Annotated in this window: 17 protein-coding genes; 14 read left to right on the top strand and 3 right to left on the bottom strand. The window is 29.9% G+C overall.

Annotated features, from left to right (window positions below; genetic code table 11):
• Positions 1–4: 4 nt before the first annotated feature.
• The 4 genes from E5R92_RS02900 (at position 5) to alaS (ending at position 6252) form a co-directional block, all read left to right on the top strand.
• Positions 5–931: a uridine kinase gene (locus E5R92_RS02900; RefSeq protein WP_168606610.1), complete on the top strand. Its 927-nt coding sequence runs from the start codon at positions 5–7 to the stop codon at positions 929–931.
• On the top strand, positions 931–2229 hold the full coding sequence (locus E5R92_RS02895; protein ID WP_168606609.1) for a TolC family outer membrane protein: 1299 nt from the start codon (positions 931–933) through the stop codon (positions 2227–2229). The genes E5R92_RS02900 and E5R92_RS02895 overlap by 1 nt, the downstream gene beginning before the upstream one ends.
• 104 nt (positions 2230–2333) lie before the next feature.
• Positions 2334–3485 (top strand): recombinase RecA, encoded by a 1152-nt coding sequence (recA, locus tag E5R92_RS02890; protein WP_168606608.1) that lies wholly within the window; start codon positions 2334–2336, stop codon positions 3483–3485.
• Between the two features lie 97 nt (positions 3486–3582).
• On the top strand, positions 3583–6252 hold the full coding sequence (alaS, locus tag E5R92_RS02885; RefSeq protein WP_168606607.1) for an alanine--tRNA ligase: 2670 nt from the start codon (positions 3583–3585) through the stop codon (positions 6250–6252).
• Here alaS and E5R92_RS02880 read toward each other — a convergent pair.
• Positions 6245–7459, bottom strand: a complete 1215-nt coding sequence (locus E5R92_RS02880; protein WP_168606606.1) for an NADP-dependent isocitrate dehydrogenase — start codon at positions 7457–7459, stop codon at positions 6245–6247. The genes alaS and E5R92_RS02880 overlap by 8 nt on opposite strands.
• Before the next feature lie 77 nt (positions 7460–7536).
• Between E5R92_RS02880 and E5R92_RS02875 the strand changes: the two genes are divergently transcribed.
• From E5R92_RS02875 to panB, 9 genes are read left to right on the top strand one after another with little or no spacing between them, the layout of a single operon-like run.
• Positions 7537–8184 (top strand): phosphatidylserine decarboxylase, encoded by a 648-nt coding sequence (locus E5R92_RS02875; protein WP_168606605.1) that lies wholly within the window; start codon positions 7537–7539, stop codon positions 8182–8184.
• Positions 8185–8187: 3 nt separating this feature from the next.
• Positions 8188–8991 carry a CDP-diacylglycerol--serine O-phosphatidyltransferase gene (gene pssA, locus E5R92_RS02870; RefSeq protein ID WP_168606604.1) on the top strand — a complete coding sequence of 268 codons (804 nt, stop codon included), beginning with the start codon at positions 8188–8190 and terminating at the stop codon, positions 8989–8991.
• The gene (locus E5R92_RS02865; RefSeq protein WP_168606603.1) at positions 8992–9903 is read left to right on the top strand and encodes a glycosyltransferase; all 912 of its coding nucleotides are present in this window, start codon (positions 8992–8994) and stop codon (positions 9901–9903) included.
• The gene (locus E5R92_RS02860; protein WP_168606602.1) at positions 9904–10515 is read left to right on the top strand and encodes an RlmE family RNA methyltransferase; all 612 of its coding nucleotides are present in this window, start codon (positions 9904–9906) and stop codon (positions 10513–10515) included.
• A 37-nt stretch (positions 10516–10552) separates the two neighbouring features.
• A complete protein-coding gene (gene guaB, locus E5R92_RS02855) occupies positions 10553–11629 on the top strand; it encodes an IMP dehydrogenase (RefSeq protein ID WP_168606601.1) in 1077 nt (358 codons plus the stop codon).
• On the top strand, positions 11629–12066 hold the full coding sequence (locus E5R92_RS02850) for a tetratricopeptide repeat protein (protein ID WP_168606600.1): 438 nt from the start codon (positions 11629–11631) through the stop codon (positions 12064–12066). The genes guaB and E5R92_RS02850 overlap by 1 nt, the downstream gene beginning before the upstream one ends.
• On the top strand, positions 12056–13621 hold the full coding sequence (gene guaA / locus E5R92_RS02845; RefSeq protein WP_168606599.1) for a glutamine-hydrolyzing GMP synthase: 1566 nt from the start codon (positions 12056–12058) through the stop codon (positions 13619–13621). Before E5R92_RS02850 ends, guaA begins: the two co-directional genes overlap by 11 nt.
• 26 nt (positions 13622–13647) lie before the next feature.
• Positions 13648–14067 (top strand): VOC family protein, encoded by a 420-nt coding sequence (locus E5R92_RS02840; RefSeq protein ID WP_168606598.1) that lies wholly within the window; start codon positions 13648–13650, stop codon positions 14065–14067.
• Positions 14068–14070: 3 nt separating this feature from the next.
• Entirely contained in the window at positions 14071–14844 is a 774-nt protein-coding gene (gene panB, locus E5R92_RS02835; RefSeq protein WP_168606597.1) for a 3-methyl-2-oxobutanoate hydroxymethyltransferase, read from the top strand.
• A gap of 1 nt (position 14845) precedes the next feature.
• Here panB and E5R92_RS02830 read toward each other — a convergent pair whose 3' ends face one another.
• Together E5R92_RS02830 and E5R92_RS02825 are read right to left on the bottom strand one after the other, a co-directional pair.
• Complete coding sequence (locus tag E5R92_RS02830) at positions 14846–15460, bottom strand: YjbE family putative metal transport protein (RefSeq protein ID WP_168606596.1); 615 nt, start codon at positions 15458–15460, stop codon at positions 14846–14848.
• Between the two features lie 104 nt (positions 15461–15564).
• Complete coding sequence (locus E5R92_RS02825; protein ID WP_168606595.1) at positions 15565–16821, bottom strand: ABC transporter substrate-binding protein; 1257 nt, start codon at positions 16819–16821, stop codon at positions 15565–15567.
• A gap of 107 nt (positions 16822–16928) precedes the next feature.
• On the opposite strand from E5R92_RS02825, the gene E5R92_RS02820 reads away from it, so the two are divergent.
• Entirely contained in the window at positions 16929–17795 is an 867-nt protein-coding gene (locus E5R92_RS02820; protein ID WP_168606594.1) for a branched-chain amino acid ABC transporter permease, read from the top strand.
• The last annotated feature ends 2 nt before the right edge of the window (positions 17796–17797 follow it).

Here is a 17797-nt window from a genome sequence, read left to right as displayed (position 1 = left end):
TCTTATGCAAGCAGTTAATGATTGTTTCAACAAAGTAAAAAAAGATTGTTTTAAATTTATTTCTTCTCAAGAAACTAAGAAAGATAAATTTAAAAATAAAGATAAGATGATTAAATCTTTTTTAATTCCTATAAGCTTTTGGATAGTAAAAAAGATTAATAAAAAAAAACCATTAATGATTGGTTTGGCAGGAGGACAGGGATCTGGCAAAACAACCATTTCATCTATTTTAACTTTAATCTTAAAAAAATATTTTAAGTTAAATGTTTTTAAAGTTTCTATTGATGATTTTTATAAAACAAGAAAAGACAGAACATTATTGTCTAAAAATAAACACCCTTTATTAATGACGAGAGGAGTACCAGGAACTCACGATGTAGATTTAATGTTAAATTTTTTTAAACAGATTAAAGATAAAAACTTTAAGAGTTTACAAATTCCAACATTTAATAAAGCACTAGATGATAGGTGCCAAAAGAGTTTATGGTATAAAATTAAAACAAAGCCTGATGTGGTCATTTTTGAAGGTTGGTGTGTTGGAGCAAGAGCCCAGTCAAGTAGCCAGCTTAAAAAACCAATTAACTCACTTGAAAAAGTTTATGATCAAGGAACCAAATGGAGAACCCATGTTAACAATCAATTAAAAACTAAATACAAAACCTTATTCAAGCAATTAGATGGATTACTGTATCTAAAAGCTAAAAACTTTAACTTATTAAGAGAATGGAGATTAAAACAGGAGAGAAAGCTTTGGGTTCAAACTAAAAACAAGAAAAACCTAAAGATTATGAGCAGTGGAGATGTAATAAACTTTATGCAGACTTATCAAAGAATTACTCAACAAATGTTTAAAGATGCGATAAAAAACTCATCAGTTATAATAAATTTAAATAGTAATCATCAGATCGAAAAGATAAAATTTAAAAAATAATGAAAAAAATAATATTAATATTCTTAGCTATTATTCTTTTTAATGAAAAAGCTTTTTCAGTACCTTTATCAAAAGCATTGTTGCAAGCGTACAATGAAAACCCAGTATTAAATGCAGAACGTGAAAATATTCAAGTTTCTAGAGAAGATGTAAACATATCAAGAAGTGAATTTTTACCAAGTGTGACACTGTCAGGATCTAAGAGCCAAGAAAATACAGATAAGCTGACTGATGGAGCAGGTGCTAATTCATCTTTTACTGATGTCGATCCAAAAACTCAATCAATAAATATTGAGCAAAAATTATTTCAAGGATTTGCAGGTATAGCCAGCATGGAAAAAAGTAAAATTGGATTAACTTTAGCTGAGGCAAAACTTTTAAAAACAGAACAGGAAATTTTGTACCAAGCTATTGAAGCTTATTCAGGTTTAATTTTTTCTGATGAAAAACTTAAAATTAATCAAGATAACGTTAATCTATTAAAGAGACAAGTTGAGACCAATCAAGCAAGATTAGAAAGAGGTCAAATTACTATATCTGATTTAGCACAATCCGAGTCTTCACTTGCAGGTGCACAAGCACAATTTTTACAAGCAAAAAATGAAACAATTACAGCTAAGCTAACCTATGAAAAAATTATAGGCCCAATTGTAAATACTAATACTTTAAGCAAGAATTCAGATTTAACTTTTGAATTACCAAAAGATTTAAAAGAGGCAATTGAAATTTCAAAAACAACTAACCCAAATTTAATTATTTCAAGGTTAGAGTATGAACAATCTGAACAAGATGTAACTATAGCTAGATCTGATCTATCACCGTCTGCATCTTTATCCTTTAATAGCTCAAAATCAGACAATGTAAGCTCAAGTATTGGAGAGCGTGATAAAGAAATATTAAAAGCAACTATTTCATGGCCAATTTTTAATGGTGGAAAAAATACTGCCTCATTAAATAAAAGTAAAAATTTGAAAAATAGAAAAAAATTATTATTAGATAATGCTTTAAAAACAAATGATGCAAATATTGCAAGTGCATGGTCAAGCTTTCAAGTATCAAAAAGTTTATTGAATTCAGTTACCGCGCAAGTTAAAGCTGCAGAAACAGCAAACGAAGGAATAACAGTTGAATATGAAACAGGTCTTGGAAGATCTACACTTGATGTTATTCAGTCAAACTCAATTTTATTAAATTCAAAAATAAGCCTAGCAAATTCTGAAAGAAATTATTTACTTTCACAATTTAAACTTCTTCAAGCCATTGGTTTGTTGAATAGTAATTACCTAAAAATACAGTAATTAAGCCATTTTATTATAAAAAAAATAACTATTGAAAATAAGAACAAAATGTGTACATTTAACACACGATTCGAACACTAATTATTTAATAAAAAAGGCATAAAATGACTAAAAACAACCTAAAAGTAGTTAAATCTACAAAAGCGCAACAAACAGAAGGCAACGAAAAAAATAAAGCTTTGGACGCAGCAATGAGCCAAATTATCGATAATTTTGGAAAAGGATCGGTAATGAAACTTGGACAAAGAAGAGCAATGGACGTCGAGTCTGTTTCAACTGGATCATTAAGTTTAGATGTAGCGCTTGGAATAGGTGGCTTACCAAAAGGAAGAGTTATTGAAGTCTATGGACCAGAATCATCTGGTAAAACAACCTTAGCATTGCAAGTATTAGCGGAAGCCCAAAAAGCTGGAGGAATTTGTGCATTTATAGATGCAGAGCATGCCTTAGATCCAATTTATGCAAAAAAACTTGGTGTAGACACTGAAGAATTACTAATTTCACAACCTGATACTGGTGAACAAGCTCTAGAAATAGCTGATACTTTAGTTAAATCAGGATCGATTTCTGTTATCGTAATTGACTCTGTTGCAGCACTAACACCTAGAGCTGAAATTGAAGGAGAAATGGGAGATCACCACGTAGGACTTCAATCAAGATTAATGAGCCAGGCTTTAAGAAAACTAACAGGCTCAATCTCAAGCACGAACACAATGATGATTTTTATTAACCAAATTAGAATGAAAATCGGAGTTATGTTTGGAAGTCCAGAGACTACATCTGGTGGAAATGCACTTAAGTTCTATTCATCTGTTAGATTAGATATTAGAAGAATTGGTGCGATTAAAAATGGAGATGAAATTATTGGCAACTCAACAAGAGTTAAAGTGGTTAAAAATAAAGTAGCACCACCTTTTAAAGTTGTTGAATTTGACCTAATGTATGGCAAAGGTATTAGTAAAGTAGGTGAATTAGTTGACCTTGGTGCAAAAGCTGACATTGTTGAAAAAGCTGGAGCTTGGTATGCTTATAAAGGTGAAAAAATTGGCCAAGGAAGAGAAAATGCTAAAACTTATTTAGAGCAAAATCCTAAAATTGCAGCAGAAATTGAAATGGCAATTAGAGAAAAGGCTGGAGTGATAGCAAAAAAAATTGAAGGTAATCCACTAGATCCAGAAAAAGCAGCAAAAGATCAAATAGAGGAGCCTAAACTAGAAATAAAAGAAGAAGTAACACCTCCATCTAAAAAGAATTAGTTAAAGTCATCTTTAATTATTAAAAGGCGCTTAAATTAAGCGCCTTTTTTCCCTACACTTATCTAGACATCAAATAAAAAAGCTGTATTTTAATTATATGGCTGACAAAACGCTAAATCAAATCAGAACAACTTTTTTAGATTATTTTGAAAAAAATGATCATAGAGTAGTTGAATCTAGTAATTTAGTTCCAAATAATGATCCAACATTAATGTTTGCAAATTCAGGAATGGTACAATTTAAAAATGTATTCACCGGTTTAGAAAAAAGAGACTATGTAAGAGCAACAACTTCGCAAAAATGTGTAAGGGCAGGTGGTAAACATAACGACCTTGAAAATGTAGGCTATACACCAAGACACCATACATTTTTTGAAATGCTTGGAAATTTTTCATTTGGAGATTATTTTAAAGAAGAATCAATTAATTACGCATGGAATTTAATAACTAAAGTGTTTGGAATTGATAAAAATCGCCTCTATGTAACAGTTTATCATGACGATGAAGAAGCATTTAACTTTTGGAAGAAAATAGCTGGTTTTAGCGATGATAGAATAATCAAGATAGCAACGTCAGATAACTTTTGGTCTATGGGTGACACAGGGCCTTGTGGACCATGTTCTGAAATATTTTATGATCATGGCGATCATCTAGAGGGTGGTTTACCTGGCACTAAAAATGAAGATGGTAACCGGTTTATAGAAATATGGAATTTAGTATTCATGCAATATGAGCAAGTTTCAAAAGATAAGAGGATAAATTTACCAAAACCATCTGTGGATACGGGTATGGGTCTTGAGAGAATAGCCGCACTATTACAGGGAACACACGATAACTACGAAACAGATCATTTTAAAAAACTAATACTATCTGCATCTGACACATTAAACGTAAAAGTAGATGAGGTTAATCAATCTAGCTTCAGAGTAATAGCAGATCATTTACGAGCAAGTTCATTTTTATTAGCAGAAGGAGTTTTACCTTCTAATGAAGGAAGAGGTTATGTTCTAAGAAGAATTATGAGACGTGGAATGAGACACTCACATTTACTAGGATCTAAAAAACCAGTCTTCTATAATATTTTTAAAACGCTTCTAGAAGAAATGTCTAACAATTATCCTGAGTTAGAAAGAGCACAATCTTTAATAAAAGAAACATTAAAAACAGAAGAAGAAAAGTTTTTGATTTTACTGGATAGAGGAATAAAAATTTTAAATGAAGAGTTAGAGAGAGTGAAAAAAATATTACCTGGTGAAGTGGCGTTTAAACTTTATGATACATTTGGTTTTCCATTAGATTTAACTGAAGATATTTTAAAAAATAAATCATTGACTGTTGATGGAAAAAAGTTTGATTTATTAATGGAAGAAAGCAAAGAATTAGCAAAAAAAAACTGGAAAGGATCAGGAGATATTTCAGTAGATCAAATATGGTTTAATATAAAAGATCGTCTAGGAGCAACTGATTTTTTAGGATACTCCACAGACAAAGCAGAAGGGGTCATTACTTTAATTCTTAAAAATAATAAAGAGGTCCAGGATATTCAAGAAAACGATGAAGGAATTATATTTACAAATCAAACACCTTTTTATGGTGAGTCTGGAGGACAAGTTGCAGATATAGGAACAATTACTAATGAAAGTTTTGAATTTGAAGTATCAGATGTTCAAAAAAAACTAGGAGATTTATTTGCTCATTACGGAAAAGTTAAAAAAGGTTCAGTTAAAATAAAAGACAGTGTTGAATTAAAAATAGATACACAGAGAAGAAATAATATTAGAGCTTACCATTCTGCTACTCATTTATTACACGAAGCATTAAGAAGAGTTTTGGGTGAGCATGTAACTCAAAAAGGATCTTTAGTTCAATCTGATCGATTAAGATTTGATTTTAGTCACATGAAGCCTATCTCAGAAGAAGAGATGAGAAAAATTGAACATTATGTTAACTCTATAATTCAAAAAAAATCAGAGGTTAAAACAAGAATAATGACACCTAAAGAAGCTGTTGAAAATGGTGCCTTAGCTTTATTTGGAGAGAAATATGGCGATGAAGTGAGAGTTTTGTCAATGGGAGATGAAGAAGGTAAATTTTTCTCAACTGAATTATGTGGAGGAACGCATGTTGTAAACACAGCTGATATTGGAAAATTTAAGATTATAAGCCAATCATCTATTGCAGCAGGTGTAAGAAGAATTGAAGCATTAAGAGATACACAGTTAATTAATTTTTTAAAAGAAAAAGAAAACCAATCTAATTTGTCTGATCAAAAAAATGAGGCAGTTATAAAAGAATTAGAGAAAAAGATTATTAAATTAGGAGGAAAACCTAATGTTCAAAACAAGGATCAAGCAACCTTGATAAAAGACCTTAGTAAACAATTCGATCAACTTTTAGTTAGTTCAATATTAAAAAATAAAGAAAAAAATAAAATCAAAGATCAAGTTATTAATGGATTTCAAGTTAGATTTCAAAATATTATAGATTTACCATTTAAAGATCTGCGTAAGCTAATTGATGAAGGTAAAAAAGAAATTGGTGAAGGATTAGTTATAATTTATGCAATTAATGATAATAAAGTTGGATTAGCTGTAGGTGTTACTAAAACATTAGAAGGCAAGTTTGATGCTGTAAAAATTGTTAGAGCTGGTTCAGAAGTTATTGGTGGTAAAGGTGGAGGTGGAAGAGCTGACTTTGCCCAAGCAGGAGGAACATTACCTGAGAAAATTGAACAGTCTTTTGAAAATATTAAAAAATTAATTAGTTAAGCTTTTTCTTAAGCTGTCCATCTAACTCATCTAAGAAACCATTAGTAGTTAAATACTTACTTGAAGGACCAATTAAAATTGCTAAATCTTTAGTCATTGAACCATTTTCAACACAATCAATACAAACTTTCTCTAAAGTTTTCGAAAAATTAATTAGTTCTTTGTTTCCATCCAATTTTCCTCTATGTGCAAGGCCTCTTGTCCAAGCAAATATAGATGCAATTGGATTTGTAGAGGTTTCTTTGCCTTGTTGATGCATTCTAAAATGTCTAGTTACAGTTCCATGGGCTGCCTCAGCCTCCATTACTTTTCCATTTGGAGTTAATAGAACACTAGTCATTAAGCCTAAAGAACCATATCCTTGTGCCATGGTATCAGATTGAACATCACCATCATAATTTTTACAAGCCCAAATATACTTACCACTCCATTTCATTGCACATGCTACCATGTCATCAATTAGTCTGTGTTCATAAGTAATTTTTAATTTTTCAAATTTTTCTTTAAACTCTTCATTAAATATTTTTTGAAAAATATCTTTAAAACGGCCATCATATTGTTTTAGGATTGTATTTTTTGTTGATAAATAAACGGGCCATTCTTTAATTAAACCATAGCCAAAACAAGACCTTGCAAAGTCTTCTATTGATTTATCTAAATTGTACATTGATAAAGCTATACCTGGTCCAGGAAAGTTAAAAACTTCATATTTTATTTCTTGGCTACCATCTTCAGCTGTCCATTTAACTTCCATTTTACCTTTTCCAGGAACCTTAAAATCTGTTGCTCGATACTGGTCTCCAAACGCATGTCTTCCAATAATAACTGGGTCTGTCCATGAAGGTACTAATTTAGGAATATTTTTACAAACTATTGGCTCTCTAAAGACAGTTCCTCCAATAATATTTCTTATAGTTCCATTGGGAGATCTCCACATCTTTTTTAAATCAAATTCTTCAACACGGGCTTCATCTGGTGTTATTGTTGCACACTTGATACCAACACCAATTTTTTTAATTGCAGTGGCCGAATCAATTGTTATCTGATCATTAGAATTATCTCGACTTTTCATACCTAGATCAAAATATTCAATACCCAAGTCTAAATATGGAAGAATAAGTTTACTTTTAATAAACTCCCATATTATTCTTGTCATTTCATCGCCATCGAGTTCAGCAACTGGATTTTTAACCTTAATTTTAGCCATATTTGAATAATTTATATTAGTAATTGTAATTTAGTGCTTTATATACATATTAATAAAAAATTATCAAATATAAGCTTATGTTAGAGAAAATTTTTTCAAAAATTCATTCTGAAGGATACAAATTTTTAGCTATATCTATTATTATAACAATTTTTTTGTACTTCTTTAGCACTTTTCTAGGATTAATCGGTTTAGTGTTATCGATATGGATTTATTATTTTTTTAGAGATCCTGAACGAATTTCAATAAACGATGAAAATTATTTAACAAGTCCAGCAGATGGTGAAGTTTTAATGGTTCATGAAGTAGATGGACCAAAAGAGCTAGGTTTAGAGGATAAAAAATTCACTAAGATAAGTATTTTTATGAATGTATTTGATTGTCACGTTAACAGAACACCGTGTGAAGGTAAAATTTCAGAAATACTTTATAAACCAGGAAAATTTTTAAATGCATCACTTGATAAAGCAAGTGAAGACAATGAAAGAAATTATTACAAGATAACGAATAACCATGGAGAAGAAGTTATTGTTGTTCAGATTGCAGGTTTAATTGCCAGAAGAATAGTTTGTGAGTCTTCAAAGGATCAACAATTGCAACAAGGCGAAAGAATTGGAATGATAAGATTTGGAAGTAGGGCTGATGTTTATTTTAAAAATTATCAAACGTTAGTTAAAGTAGGACAAAAGACAATTGCTGGTGAAACACTATTAGCTAAAAGATAGCTTATGGAACAACCTAAAAATAATTTTAAAATTGTATCAGACAAAAAAGCTCGAATGCTTTTACCTAATGCACTGACATTAATAAATGTATGTATTGGGTTAAGTTCTATTAAATTTGCATTAGATGAAAAATTTGGACTATCTATTATAGCTATTATATTTGCAGCAATTTTTGATGCGTTAGATGGTAGAGTTGCAAGAATGTTGAAGGGAACTTCTTTGGTTGGAAAAGAATTAGACTCATTGGCAGATTTAATTAGTTTTGGTGTAGCACCTGCATTTATAATGTATTTTTGGTCTTTAAATAATTTAGGTAAATTTGGTTGGTTGCTTACAATGATTTTTGTAGTTTGTGTAGCTCTTAGACTAGCAAGATTTAATGTAAGCTCAAACTCAGAGCCATCATGGAAAGATAATTATTTTGAAGGAGTACCATCTCCAGCAGGTGGAATTTTGGTATTGATGCCATTAATACTAAGTCTAAGTGAGATAAATTTAATAAAGATTAACTACAATATAGTAGTACCAACATTCTTTATTTTGATTTCATTCTTATTGATCAGTAAAATTCCAACATTTGCTTTTAAAAAGATTTCCATACCACGTCGTATGACAATTTTTGCATTATTTGGTGTTGTGTTATTTTTTGGACTTTTGTTAATATATACATTTAAAGTTTTGGTTATTTGTGGATTAATCTATATTTGTTTAATTCCATTTGGATACTTCAGTTATCAAAAAATTTATAAACAAAAAATTTTAAGTGGTGAAAATCATGATAATGATGATTTTGAAGACATATTATAAATGAAAAAAAATGTAATTGTATCTCTGGCAGACTCAAATTACTTTGAATTGCTTAATGAATTAGTTGATTCTATTAAGAGTTTTGAAAAAAGCAAAGATACTGCAATCTGCATTTTAGATGCTGGTTTGTCTGAACAACAAATAGAAATATTATCCAAAAAAGTTGATGAAATTAAATCAGCCGAATGGGATATTGATGTTCCAGCATTTAAGGTAAAAGGAAGAGAGTGGTTAAAGAGTCAAGTATCTAGAGCTTTTTTACCAAAATATTTTCCTAATTATGAAAAATTCTTATGGATTGATTGTGACGCTTGGGTAGGGGATTGGAATTCAGTAGAACTTTATTTTAAAGCTTGTGAAAATGGAAAATTAGGAATTACTCAAACTTTTACACCTGGATATAAAATAATGTCTAAAGTTAATTGGATATTTGGACAATTAGCAATAATTAAATCTCAAAATTTTAAACATGCAATAAAATCAAAAATTGGAATAAACAAAGCGCGTAAGCTTGCTTTTGCTCCACACATTAATATTGGTGTTTTTTCTTTAGAAAAAAATTCAGCTGGATGGATTACATGGCAAAAAAATTTAGAACAGACATTAAAAGCTGGAAATATTTTTGGATCAGAGCAATTAGCTATCAATATGTCAGTTTATATTGATGATTTAGAAACAGAGTTCTTGCCACATAATTGTAACTGGTTAGTTAGCAATCTTTTACCAAAATTTAATGAACAAGAAAAAAGTTTTGTGGAACCTTACCTACCTAATCATAAATTAGGCATAATACATCTTGCTTCAGGAATTTGGGATGGAGATAAAGATATGAGATTAGATAAAAAAGTAAAGATAAACATAAAAACTTTAGAAAATAAAATTTTAACAAAAAGTTTAAGATTTGGTCTTTAATTGAAAAAAAATAGAATTTCTAAAAATTGGATTAATAAACAAAAAAGAGATATTTATGTTAGGCAATCTCAAGTAGATGGTTATCGAGCTAGATCAGCATACAAATTAATAGAAATAGATGAAAAATTTAAGATATTTAAAAATGGAATATCGGTAATAGATTTAGGAGCATCACCAGGTAGCTGGTCTCAATATATTTCAAGAACAGTAAAAAGTGGAAGATTGGTTTCAATTGACATAAAGGGTATGGAAGAAATTGAGAATACAATTCAAATCAAAGGTGATTTCACTGATTTAGATTCTCAAGAAAAAATAAAAGACTTATTCAAATCAAAAGTTGATGTTGTTGTGTCTGATATGGCTGTTAATACAACGGGTATAAAAGATATAGATGCAATTTATACAGGGGAACTTGCAATGGAAGCTATGAATTTCTCTAAAGAAATGTTGGTCAAAGAAGGGCGATTTGTCTCTAAGATTTTTTTAGGCTCATCATTTAATGAAATTGTTGCCTTAGGCAAAAAATTATTCAAAGAAGTGAAGGTTTTTAAACCTAAGTCTAGTAGAAAAGAATCTAAGGAAAGTTTTATTATTTGTAAAATTTTAAGATAGGGACTTTTTTTTTGAAAGGAATCATATATAAATCATTATGGATCCTATAAAAGAAGCACTTACCTTTGATGATGTCACAATGGCACCAAAATACTCAGAAGTTCTACCTTCTGAAGTTGATACCAGCACAAAATTATCATCGAATTTAACACTAAAAATACCTTTATTATCCTCTGCTATGGATACCGTTACTGAAAGTAAAATGGCAATAGCAATGGCTAAAGCTGGAGGTATTGGTGTAATTCACAGAAACCTTGATATTAAAAAACAAATTGACGAGATTAAAATAGTAAAAAAATTAAACTTATTAGTTGGTGCTGCAGTTGGAGCAGGTCCTTTAGAACTTAAAAGAGCAGAAGCTATTTTAAAAGAAAAAGTTGATTTAATTGTTGTTGATACAGCTCATGGACATAGCAAAAAAGTTGCAGAAATTATTAAAGTAATAAAAAAATTGAAAACAAACAAAACAACACTATGTGCTGGAAATATTGCAACTGCAGAAGCTGCAAAATTTTTAATAAAGTTAGGAGTAGATATTATTAAAGTTGGGATTGGACCAGGGTCAATTTGTACAACTAGACTAGTTGCAGGTATTGGCGTTCCACAGTTAAGTGCGATACTTGCTGTTAAAAAAGGTGTTAAAAATAATAAAGTAAAGATAATTTCAGATGGTGGAATTAAATATTCAGGTGATTTAGCTAAGGCATTGTCGGCAGGTGCTGATGCGATAATGATTGGATCTTTGTTTGCAGGAAGCTTTGAAACACCTGGAAAACTAATTAAGAAAAATGGAAAATTATTTAAAAGTTTTAGAGGTATGGGTTCTGTTGGAGCAATGAATAAAGGCTCAGCTGATAGATATTTTCAAACTAAACAAAAAGATATATCTAAATATGTTCCAGAAGGAGTAGAAGGTTTTGTGAAATATAAAGGAAATGTTAAAAGTATAATTTATAAATTAATTGGAGGTTTAAAATCATCCATGGGTTATCTAGGTGCGAAAAAAGTTCCAAATCTTAAAAATAAACCTAATTTTGTAAAAATAACAAAAGCAGGTTTTTATGAAAGCATGGTTCATAATGTTGATCAAGTAAAAAATGAAAGTAAATATTAATGAAAAAAATAAACAAATTAACAATTATGCTATTTATGCTTTTAAATCTTGGAAGTCACTCTTTAGCAGAAAATAATTTTTTTGAAAAAGGAAAAAATAAATATGATGAACGGAAATACGAAGAGTCTAAATTTTTGTTTCAAAGAAGTATTGTTTTTAACCCTAAGGATCAAAATTCATATTTATATTTAGCAAAAATTTATAATTTTGAAGAGAATAGAAAAGAAGAAAAAAAAAATATTGATACTGTGCTTTTATTAGATCCAAAAAATGAAGAGGCAAACTATATGCTTATGAAAATAGAGTTAAAAAGATCTAATTACTCTAAAGTAAAAGAATTAGCAGATAATTTTTCTAAAATTTGTAATAAATTATGTGATAAAAAAAATTCTATTTTAGAATCCTTAAAGAATTTGGAACCTAAAAATGAGTCTTAGTAATAATTTAAGTAAAATTTTAATAATTGATTTTGGTTCCCAATTTACACAATTAATTGCAAGAAGAGTTAGAGAACTGGGCGTTTTTTCAGAAATTGTTAGTCATAAAAAAATAAAAATAACCCAAATTATAAAAGAAAATATAGCTGGAGTAATTCTTTCTGGCGGTCCTCTTAATGTTTATGAAAATGACAAATTTAAATTTGAAAAAAAAATTTTAAAGCTAGGGGTTCCAATCCTAGGTATATGTTTTGGACACCAGGTATTATCAAAGTTATTAGGTGGTAAAGTAAAAAAATCAAAACATAGAGAATTTGGCCTTGCTACTATAAAAAAAGTATCAAATAGTATTTTAACCAAAAATTTTTTTAATAAAGATAAGACAAGTAATGTTTGGATGAGCCATGCTGACCAAGTATCAAAAATGCCAAAAAATTTTAATGTTATAGCATCAAGCAAAAATTCTAAATTAACAATAATTGAAAATATTAAAGACAATTTTTATGGAGTACAATTTCATCCTGAAGTAACACACACTAATAAAGGAAAAATCTTATTACGTAATTTTGTTTTCCTTATATGCAAAACCAAAAAAAACTGGTCTTCAAAAGATCAAAAATTAAAATTAATTAATGAAATTAAACAACAAATAGGTAATAACAAAGTAATTTGTGGATTGTCGGGTGGTGTTGATAGTAGCGTGGTTGCGCAATTGTTAAGTAAAGCAATTGGAAAAAACTTAACATGCATTTTTGTTAATAATGGCCTATTGAGAAAAAATGAAGAAACACAAGTTGTTAATACATTTAAAAAAAGATTAAAAATAAATTTAATTTACGTAAATGCAGAAAAAGAATTTATTAGAAAATTAACAAATGTATCTGATCCAGAAAAAAAGCGAAAAATTATTGGAAATTTATTTATTAAAATATTTGAGCGATATGCAAAAAAAATTAAAAATGTTCACTATCTTGCACAAGGTACTCTTTACCCTGACCTAATTGAAAGTAAATCTGTGACAGGCAGTCAAACTTCAAAAATAAAATCACATCATAATGTAGGTGGCCTTCCAAAAAGAATGAAATTAAAATTAGTAGAACCTCTTAAATTCTTATTTAAAGATGAAGTTAGAAAATTAGGGTTGGAACTTAATCTATCCAATGATCTAATCTCGAGACACCCATTCCCAGGTCCTGGACTAGCAATAAGAATGCCTGGCATTATAACAAATGAAAAAATTAAAATTTTAAAAGAAGCAGATTTCTATTTTACTAAGGCTTTAAGAGATCATGGATTATACGATAAAATTTGGCAAGCTTATGCTGCATTACTACCAGTCAAAACTGTGGGTGTTATGGGAGATAATCGTACTTATGAACATATTTGTCTGCTAAGAGCAATTACATCCGAAGATGGAATGACTGCTGATTTTTTTGATTTTCCTAAAGGTTTTATGCAATCAATTTCTAATCAAATTATCAACAATATTAGGGGAATTAATAGAGTAGTTTATGATGTTACCTCAAAACCTCCTAGTACCATTGAATTAGAATAATATTTTATTATAGAGTACAAGATATTATGAAATATTTACACACTATGATTAGGATCTCAGATGTAGAAAAATCATTAGATTTTTACTGCAAGGGACTAGGTTTAATCGAAACTAGAAGAATGGAGAGTGAACAAGGGAGGTTTACTTTAATTTTTTTAGCAGCACCTGGTGATGAAAAGGCTGAACTAGAACTAACTTATAATTGGGATGGCGACAAGCTTGGTGATGGATCTCGTAATTTTGGTCATTTGGCATACCGTGTCGAAAATATCTATCAAACGTGTGAGAGACTTAAAGATATGGGCTATACAATTAATAGACCACCTAGAGATGGCCATATGGCATTTGTAAGATCCCCTGATAATATTTCTATAGAAATCTTACAAGAAGGAAATTTAGAAATTAAAGAACCGTGGGCATCAATGAAAAATAATGGTATTTGGTAAAAAATGAATAGTAAGATTATTAACTTTATTAAAAGAAAAAATAAATCTAAAATTATAAGCCTTACTGCTTACTCTAAAAATATTGCATCTATTATAGATAAACATTGTGACCTTGTCTTGGTAGGCGACTCCCTTGGCTCTGTACTTTATAATTTTTCTTCTACAAAAAAAGTGACATTAGATATGATGATTGAGCATTCTAAAAGTGTAAGGATGGGTGTTAAAAAAAGCCTTATGGTAGTAGACATGCCTCATAATACTTACCGAACCCCAAGAGAAGCTTTAAGAAATGCAAAAAAAATAATCTCAAAAACGAAGTGTGATGCTGTTAAGCTCGAAGGTGGTAAAAAATTTGTTCAAATAATCAAAACTTTAACTAAGAACAAAATTCCAGTAATGGGTCATCTTGGTCTTCTTCCACAGTCTGCAATAAATTTTAAGTTTAAAGGAAAAGAAACAAAAGAAAGAAAAACTATTTTAAGAGATTCCAAGCTCTTAGAAGAAGCTGGTGTATTTTCAATTGTTTTAGAGTGTATCGAAAGTTCTCTAGCAAAAGAAATTACAAAAACTATTAAAATTCCTACAATCGGTATTGGAGCATCAGTCCACTGTGATGGGCAAGTTTTAGTTACAGATGATTTGATGGGATTAAATAAAATTAAAGCAAGATTTGTAAAAAAATATGCAAATATTGAAAAACAAATAAATGACGCTACGCTAAAGTTTAAGAAAGACGTACTTAAAAGAAAGTTTCCTACTAAGAAACATTCATATTAGATTAAAAATATTGTTTAAAGGTCTCGTTAATTGACAAAACACCATAATCATTTAATCCACCAATTATTAATTGTAGTGCCACAATTAAGATAAAGCCTAGCCCCACATAGGCTATCCATAAGTGTTTTTGAATATAATTTGCTAAATAAGTGGCTAATGCCCCTGTTAATACTACTGATAAAACAAGACCAAATATCATGAAACCAAAATAACCTTTTGCAGCACCAACCACTCCAATAACGTTATCAAAGCTTATCGTAATATCTGCAAATAAAACCTTATAAATACTTTTTACAAATGAAGGCTCTGTTGATTTTTTTACTGGTGATTTAATCTTATTCTTCATTTCAACTAAATCTTTCCTTAAATCATTAACAATCCAAATTAGAAGTAGCCCACCTAAAATTTTAATATAATAAAATTCAAATAGGTAAGTGGCAAAAAGTGCAAAAATAATCTTAAAGACTAAAGCACCAGCAACACCCCAGAGAATTATTTGTTTTCTATTCTTTGGTACAAAGTTAGCAGCAATTAATCCAATAATAATAGCATTATCAGCAGCTAAGATGATATCTATAAAGATGATTTGGGTTAAAATTATGAATTCTTCAATCAAGATTTTTTTATAGTATTAAATAAATATTATAATTCAAGAAAAAGTATTTAATAAATAAAAAAAGGCGACCATGTAATGATCGCCTTTAATAGTATTAGTCTAAATTATTTTTGAGACCAAGTTGGCATCGGGTACTGCAATTTACACGCAGCTAGTTCAAATGGATAAACTGTACAGTATTTTCCATTTTGTACTTGCATCAAAATACCTCTTGTTTTTTCATTTTGACCATCAGCACCAAATTTAATGCCTCTGTATGGAACAATAAGAGAGTCAGATGACATATCCAAATCTACCAATGCTTGTCTAATTTTTTCTGGGTCTGTCGATCCAGCATTATTAATTGCATTAGCTAATGCCATAAAACCAGTAAATGCTCTAGCAGGTACATCTGATAAATCTCTTCCACCAGAATGTGTCTTAAATAGTTCATTTACAGTTCCAATCATTGGAATTGTAGTTGCTAAGTCAGTGTTGAAAGGAGATCTTGTAATCACTCCTTCAGCTTTGCTTCCCATGGTAGCTATAAATTTTGGATCAGTATAGCCAGCATTTTGTGCAACTAAAAGTTTAGGATTATAATCTAGTTCTTTAGCTGTATTTAAAAACAAGTAAGCATCAGCTGTATAAGAAGATGGCAATAAAACATCTGGGTTTTTTGCTTTTAATCTTTGTACTTCAGAACTTAAAGAGGTTGTTTTTGCTTTATAACTAATTTTTTCAACAACTTTATATCCCTTTTCTTTAGCCATTTTATTTTGAGTTCCACCACTATCAGCTCCCCAAAGAGTATCTTCATGAACAATTCCAAGTGTCTTTAACTTATTACCATTCTTAGTGTTAAAATCGTCCATAAATTCAAACATCAATTGAGTAAACTCACCATCATGTGGTGTCACTCTAAAGAAATATTTAAATCCTCTTGTAGTTAATTTTGGTGAAGTCGACTCACCATTAACCCAAGGTATACCAGCTCTTTCAGATACCTGACTTGCTGCACCTGTTACAGATGAGTAGTAAGCACCAAACATTGCATGAACTTTATCAGAGTTTAACATTTTCTCTGTTTCACCAACTCCAATATCTGGTTTTCCACCATGATCACCAACAACAATTGAAATTTTTCCACCACCTAAACCTTTTAGGCCAGCATCTTTTGCTAAAGGCATACCAGGAATATCGTGGCTGTTATTTATAATATCTAAAGCAGTTTGAACTGCTGCTACGGCATCTTTTCCAACCTGAGCAACAGGCCCAGTTAATGGATAAAGTACTCCAATTTTAACATTTTCTGCAGCACTAATTGTAGGCGCACAAACTAATGATAAAAAAGTAAATACTGAAAGTATTAATTTTTTCATTTATTTTCCCTCATATTTGTTTTTTTTAAAAATATAATCTAATACTATATGTGATATCAATTCAATGACTTACTATTCAATCAACAGTAGAAATTTACTAAAAATAAATGACAACTGAAATAATTTTACAAGCAGTAGTGACAGGATTAATGATGGGTTTAATTTATGCATTAATTGCTGCTGGGTTAAGTTTAATTTTTGGATTAATGGATATAGTAAATTTTGCTCATGGTGAACATTTGATGTTATCGATGTTTTCATCATTTTGGTTATGGTCTTTATTTGGATTAGATCCAATTTTTTCAATCCCAATTACAATTTTATTAATGGCTTTTTGTGGAGTGCTAACTCATTATTTTTTGATTAGATATATATTGAAGGCCAAAATGTTAATTCAGATTTGTGCAACATTTGGATTATCAATATTCATTAGATCAATTGCACAGTTTTTGTGGACACCAGATTTTAGAAATATTGATAAACCATTTTTAGAAGGAAGATTAGAAATTTCAGGTATGTTTATTGGACAACCTCAGCTAGTTGCTAGTTTGATTTGTTTGGTTGCTTTTATTCTTCTTTATCTATTCGTAACAAGAACTGAAACTGGTTTAGCTTTGCAGGCAACAGCACAAGACAGGCATGCTGCTGAAATTTTAGGCATACCATCTGATAAAATGTTTGCTATTGGTTGGGCAATAGGACTTGGTTGTGTTGGTGTTGCTGGAGGAATGATGGCTAATTATTTTTTTATCTTTACTGACGTTGGAATAAATTTTGCACTATTTGCATTTGTTGCAGTGGCATTAGGAGGCTTTGGAAGTATTATTGGGTGCTTGTATGCAGGAATTATTATTGGCTTAGTTGAATCATTAGGTGGTTTGCTGATAGATCCATCATTTAAACTTTTATATGTTTTTGCAATTTATCTATTAGTTGTAATTTTTAGACCACAAGGTTTGTTTGGAAGGTATTAATT

The organism is Candidatus Pelagibacter giovannonii, assembly GCF_012276695.1.
Classification (GTDB): Bacteria; Pseudomonadota; Alphaproteobacteria; order Pelagibacterales; family Pelagibacteraceae; genus Pelagibacter; species Pelagibacter giovannonii.
This window is presented reverse-complemented; position numbering and strand designations above follow the sequence as displayed.

What these genes read in the sequence shown, in the direction of transcription:
- E5R92_RS02820 (WP_168606594.1), top strand. Translation starts at nt 16,929, where the DNA reads ATGACAACTGAAATAATTTTACAAGCAGTAGTGACAGGATTAATGATG.
- E5R92_RS02840 (WP_168606598.1), top strand. Translation starts at nt 13,648, where the DNA reads ATGAAATATTTACACACTATGATTAGGATCTCAGATGTAGAAAAATCA.
- E5R92_RS02865 (WP_168606603.1), top strand. Translation starts at nt 8,992, where the DNA reads ATGAAAAAAAATGTAATTGTATCTCTGGCAGACTCAAATTACTTTGAA.
- E5R92_RS02850 (WP_168606600.1), top strand. Translation starts at nt 11,629, where the DNA reads ATGAAAAAAATAAACAAATTAACAATTATGCTATTTATGCTTTTAAAT.
- panB (WP_168606597.1), top strand. Translation starts at nt 14,071, where the DNA reads ATGAATAGTAAGATTATTAACTTTATTAAAAGAAAAAATAAATCTAAA.
- recA (WP_168606608.1), top strand. Translation starts at nt 2,334, where the DNA reads ATGACTAAAAACAACCTAAAAGTAGTTAAATCTACAAAAGCGCAACAA.
- E5R92_RS02900 (WP_168606610.1), top strand. Translation starts at nt 5, where the DNA reads ATGCAAGCAGTTAATGATTGTTTCAACAAAGTAAAAAAAGATTGTTTT.
- E5R92_RS02895 (WP_168606609.1), top strand. Translation starts at nt 931, where the DNA reads ATGAAAAAAATAATATTAATATTCTTAGCTATTATTCTTTTTAATGAA.
- guaB (WP_168606601.1), top strand. Translation starts at nt 10,553, where the DNA reads ATGGATCCTATAAAAGAAGCACTTACCTTTGATGATGTCACAATGGCA.
- guaA (WP_168606599.1), top strand. Translation starts at nt 12,056, where the DNA reads ATGAGTCTTAGTAATAATTTAAGTAAAATTTTAATAATTGATTTTGGT.
- alaS (WP_168606607.1), top strand. Translation starts at nt 3,583, where the DNA reads ATGGCTGACAAAACGCTAAATCAAATCAGAACAACTTTTTTAGATTAT.
- pssA (WP_168606604.1), top strand. Translation starts at nt 8,188, where the DNA reads ATGGAACAACCTAAAAATAATTTTAAAATTGTATCAGACAAAAAAGCT.
- E5R92_RS02880 (WP_168606606.1), bottom strand. Translation starts at nt 7,459, where the DNA reads ATGGCTAAAATTAAGGTTAAAAATCCAGTTGCTGAACTCGATGGCGAT.
- E5R92_RS02875 (WP_168606605.1), top strand. Translation starts at nt 7,537, where the DNA reads ATGTTAGAGAAAATTTTTTCAAAAATTCATTCTGAAGGATACAAATTT.
- E5R92_RS02825 (WP_168606595.1), bottom strand. Translation starts at nt 16,821, where the DNA reads ATGAAAAAATTAATACTTTCAGTATTTACTTTTTTATCATTAGTTTGT.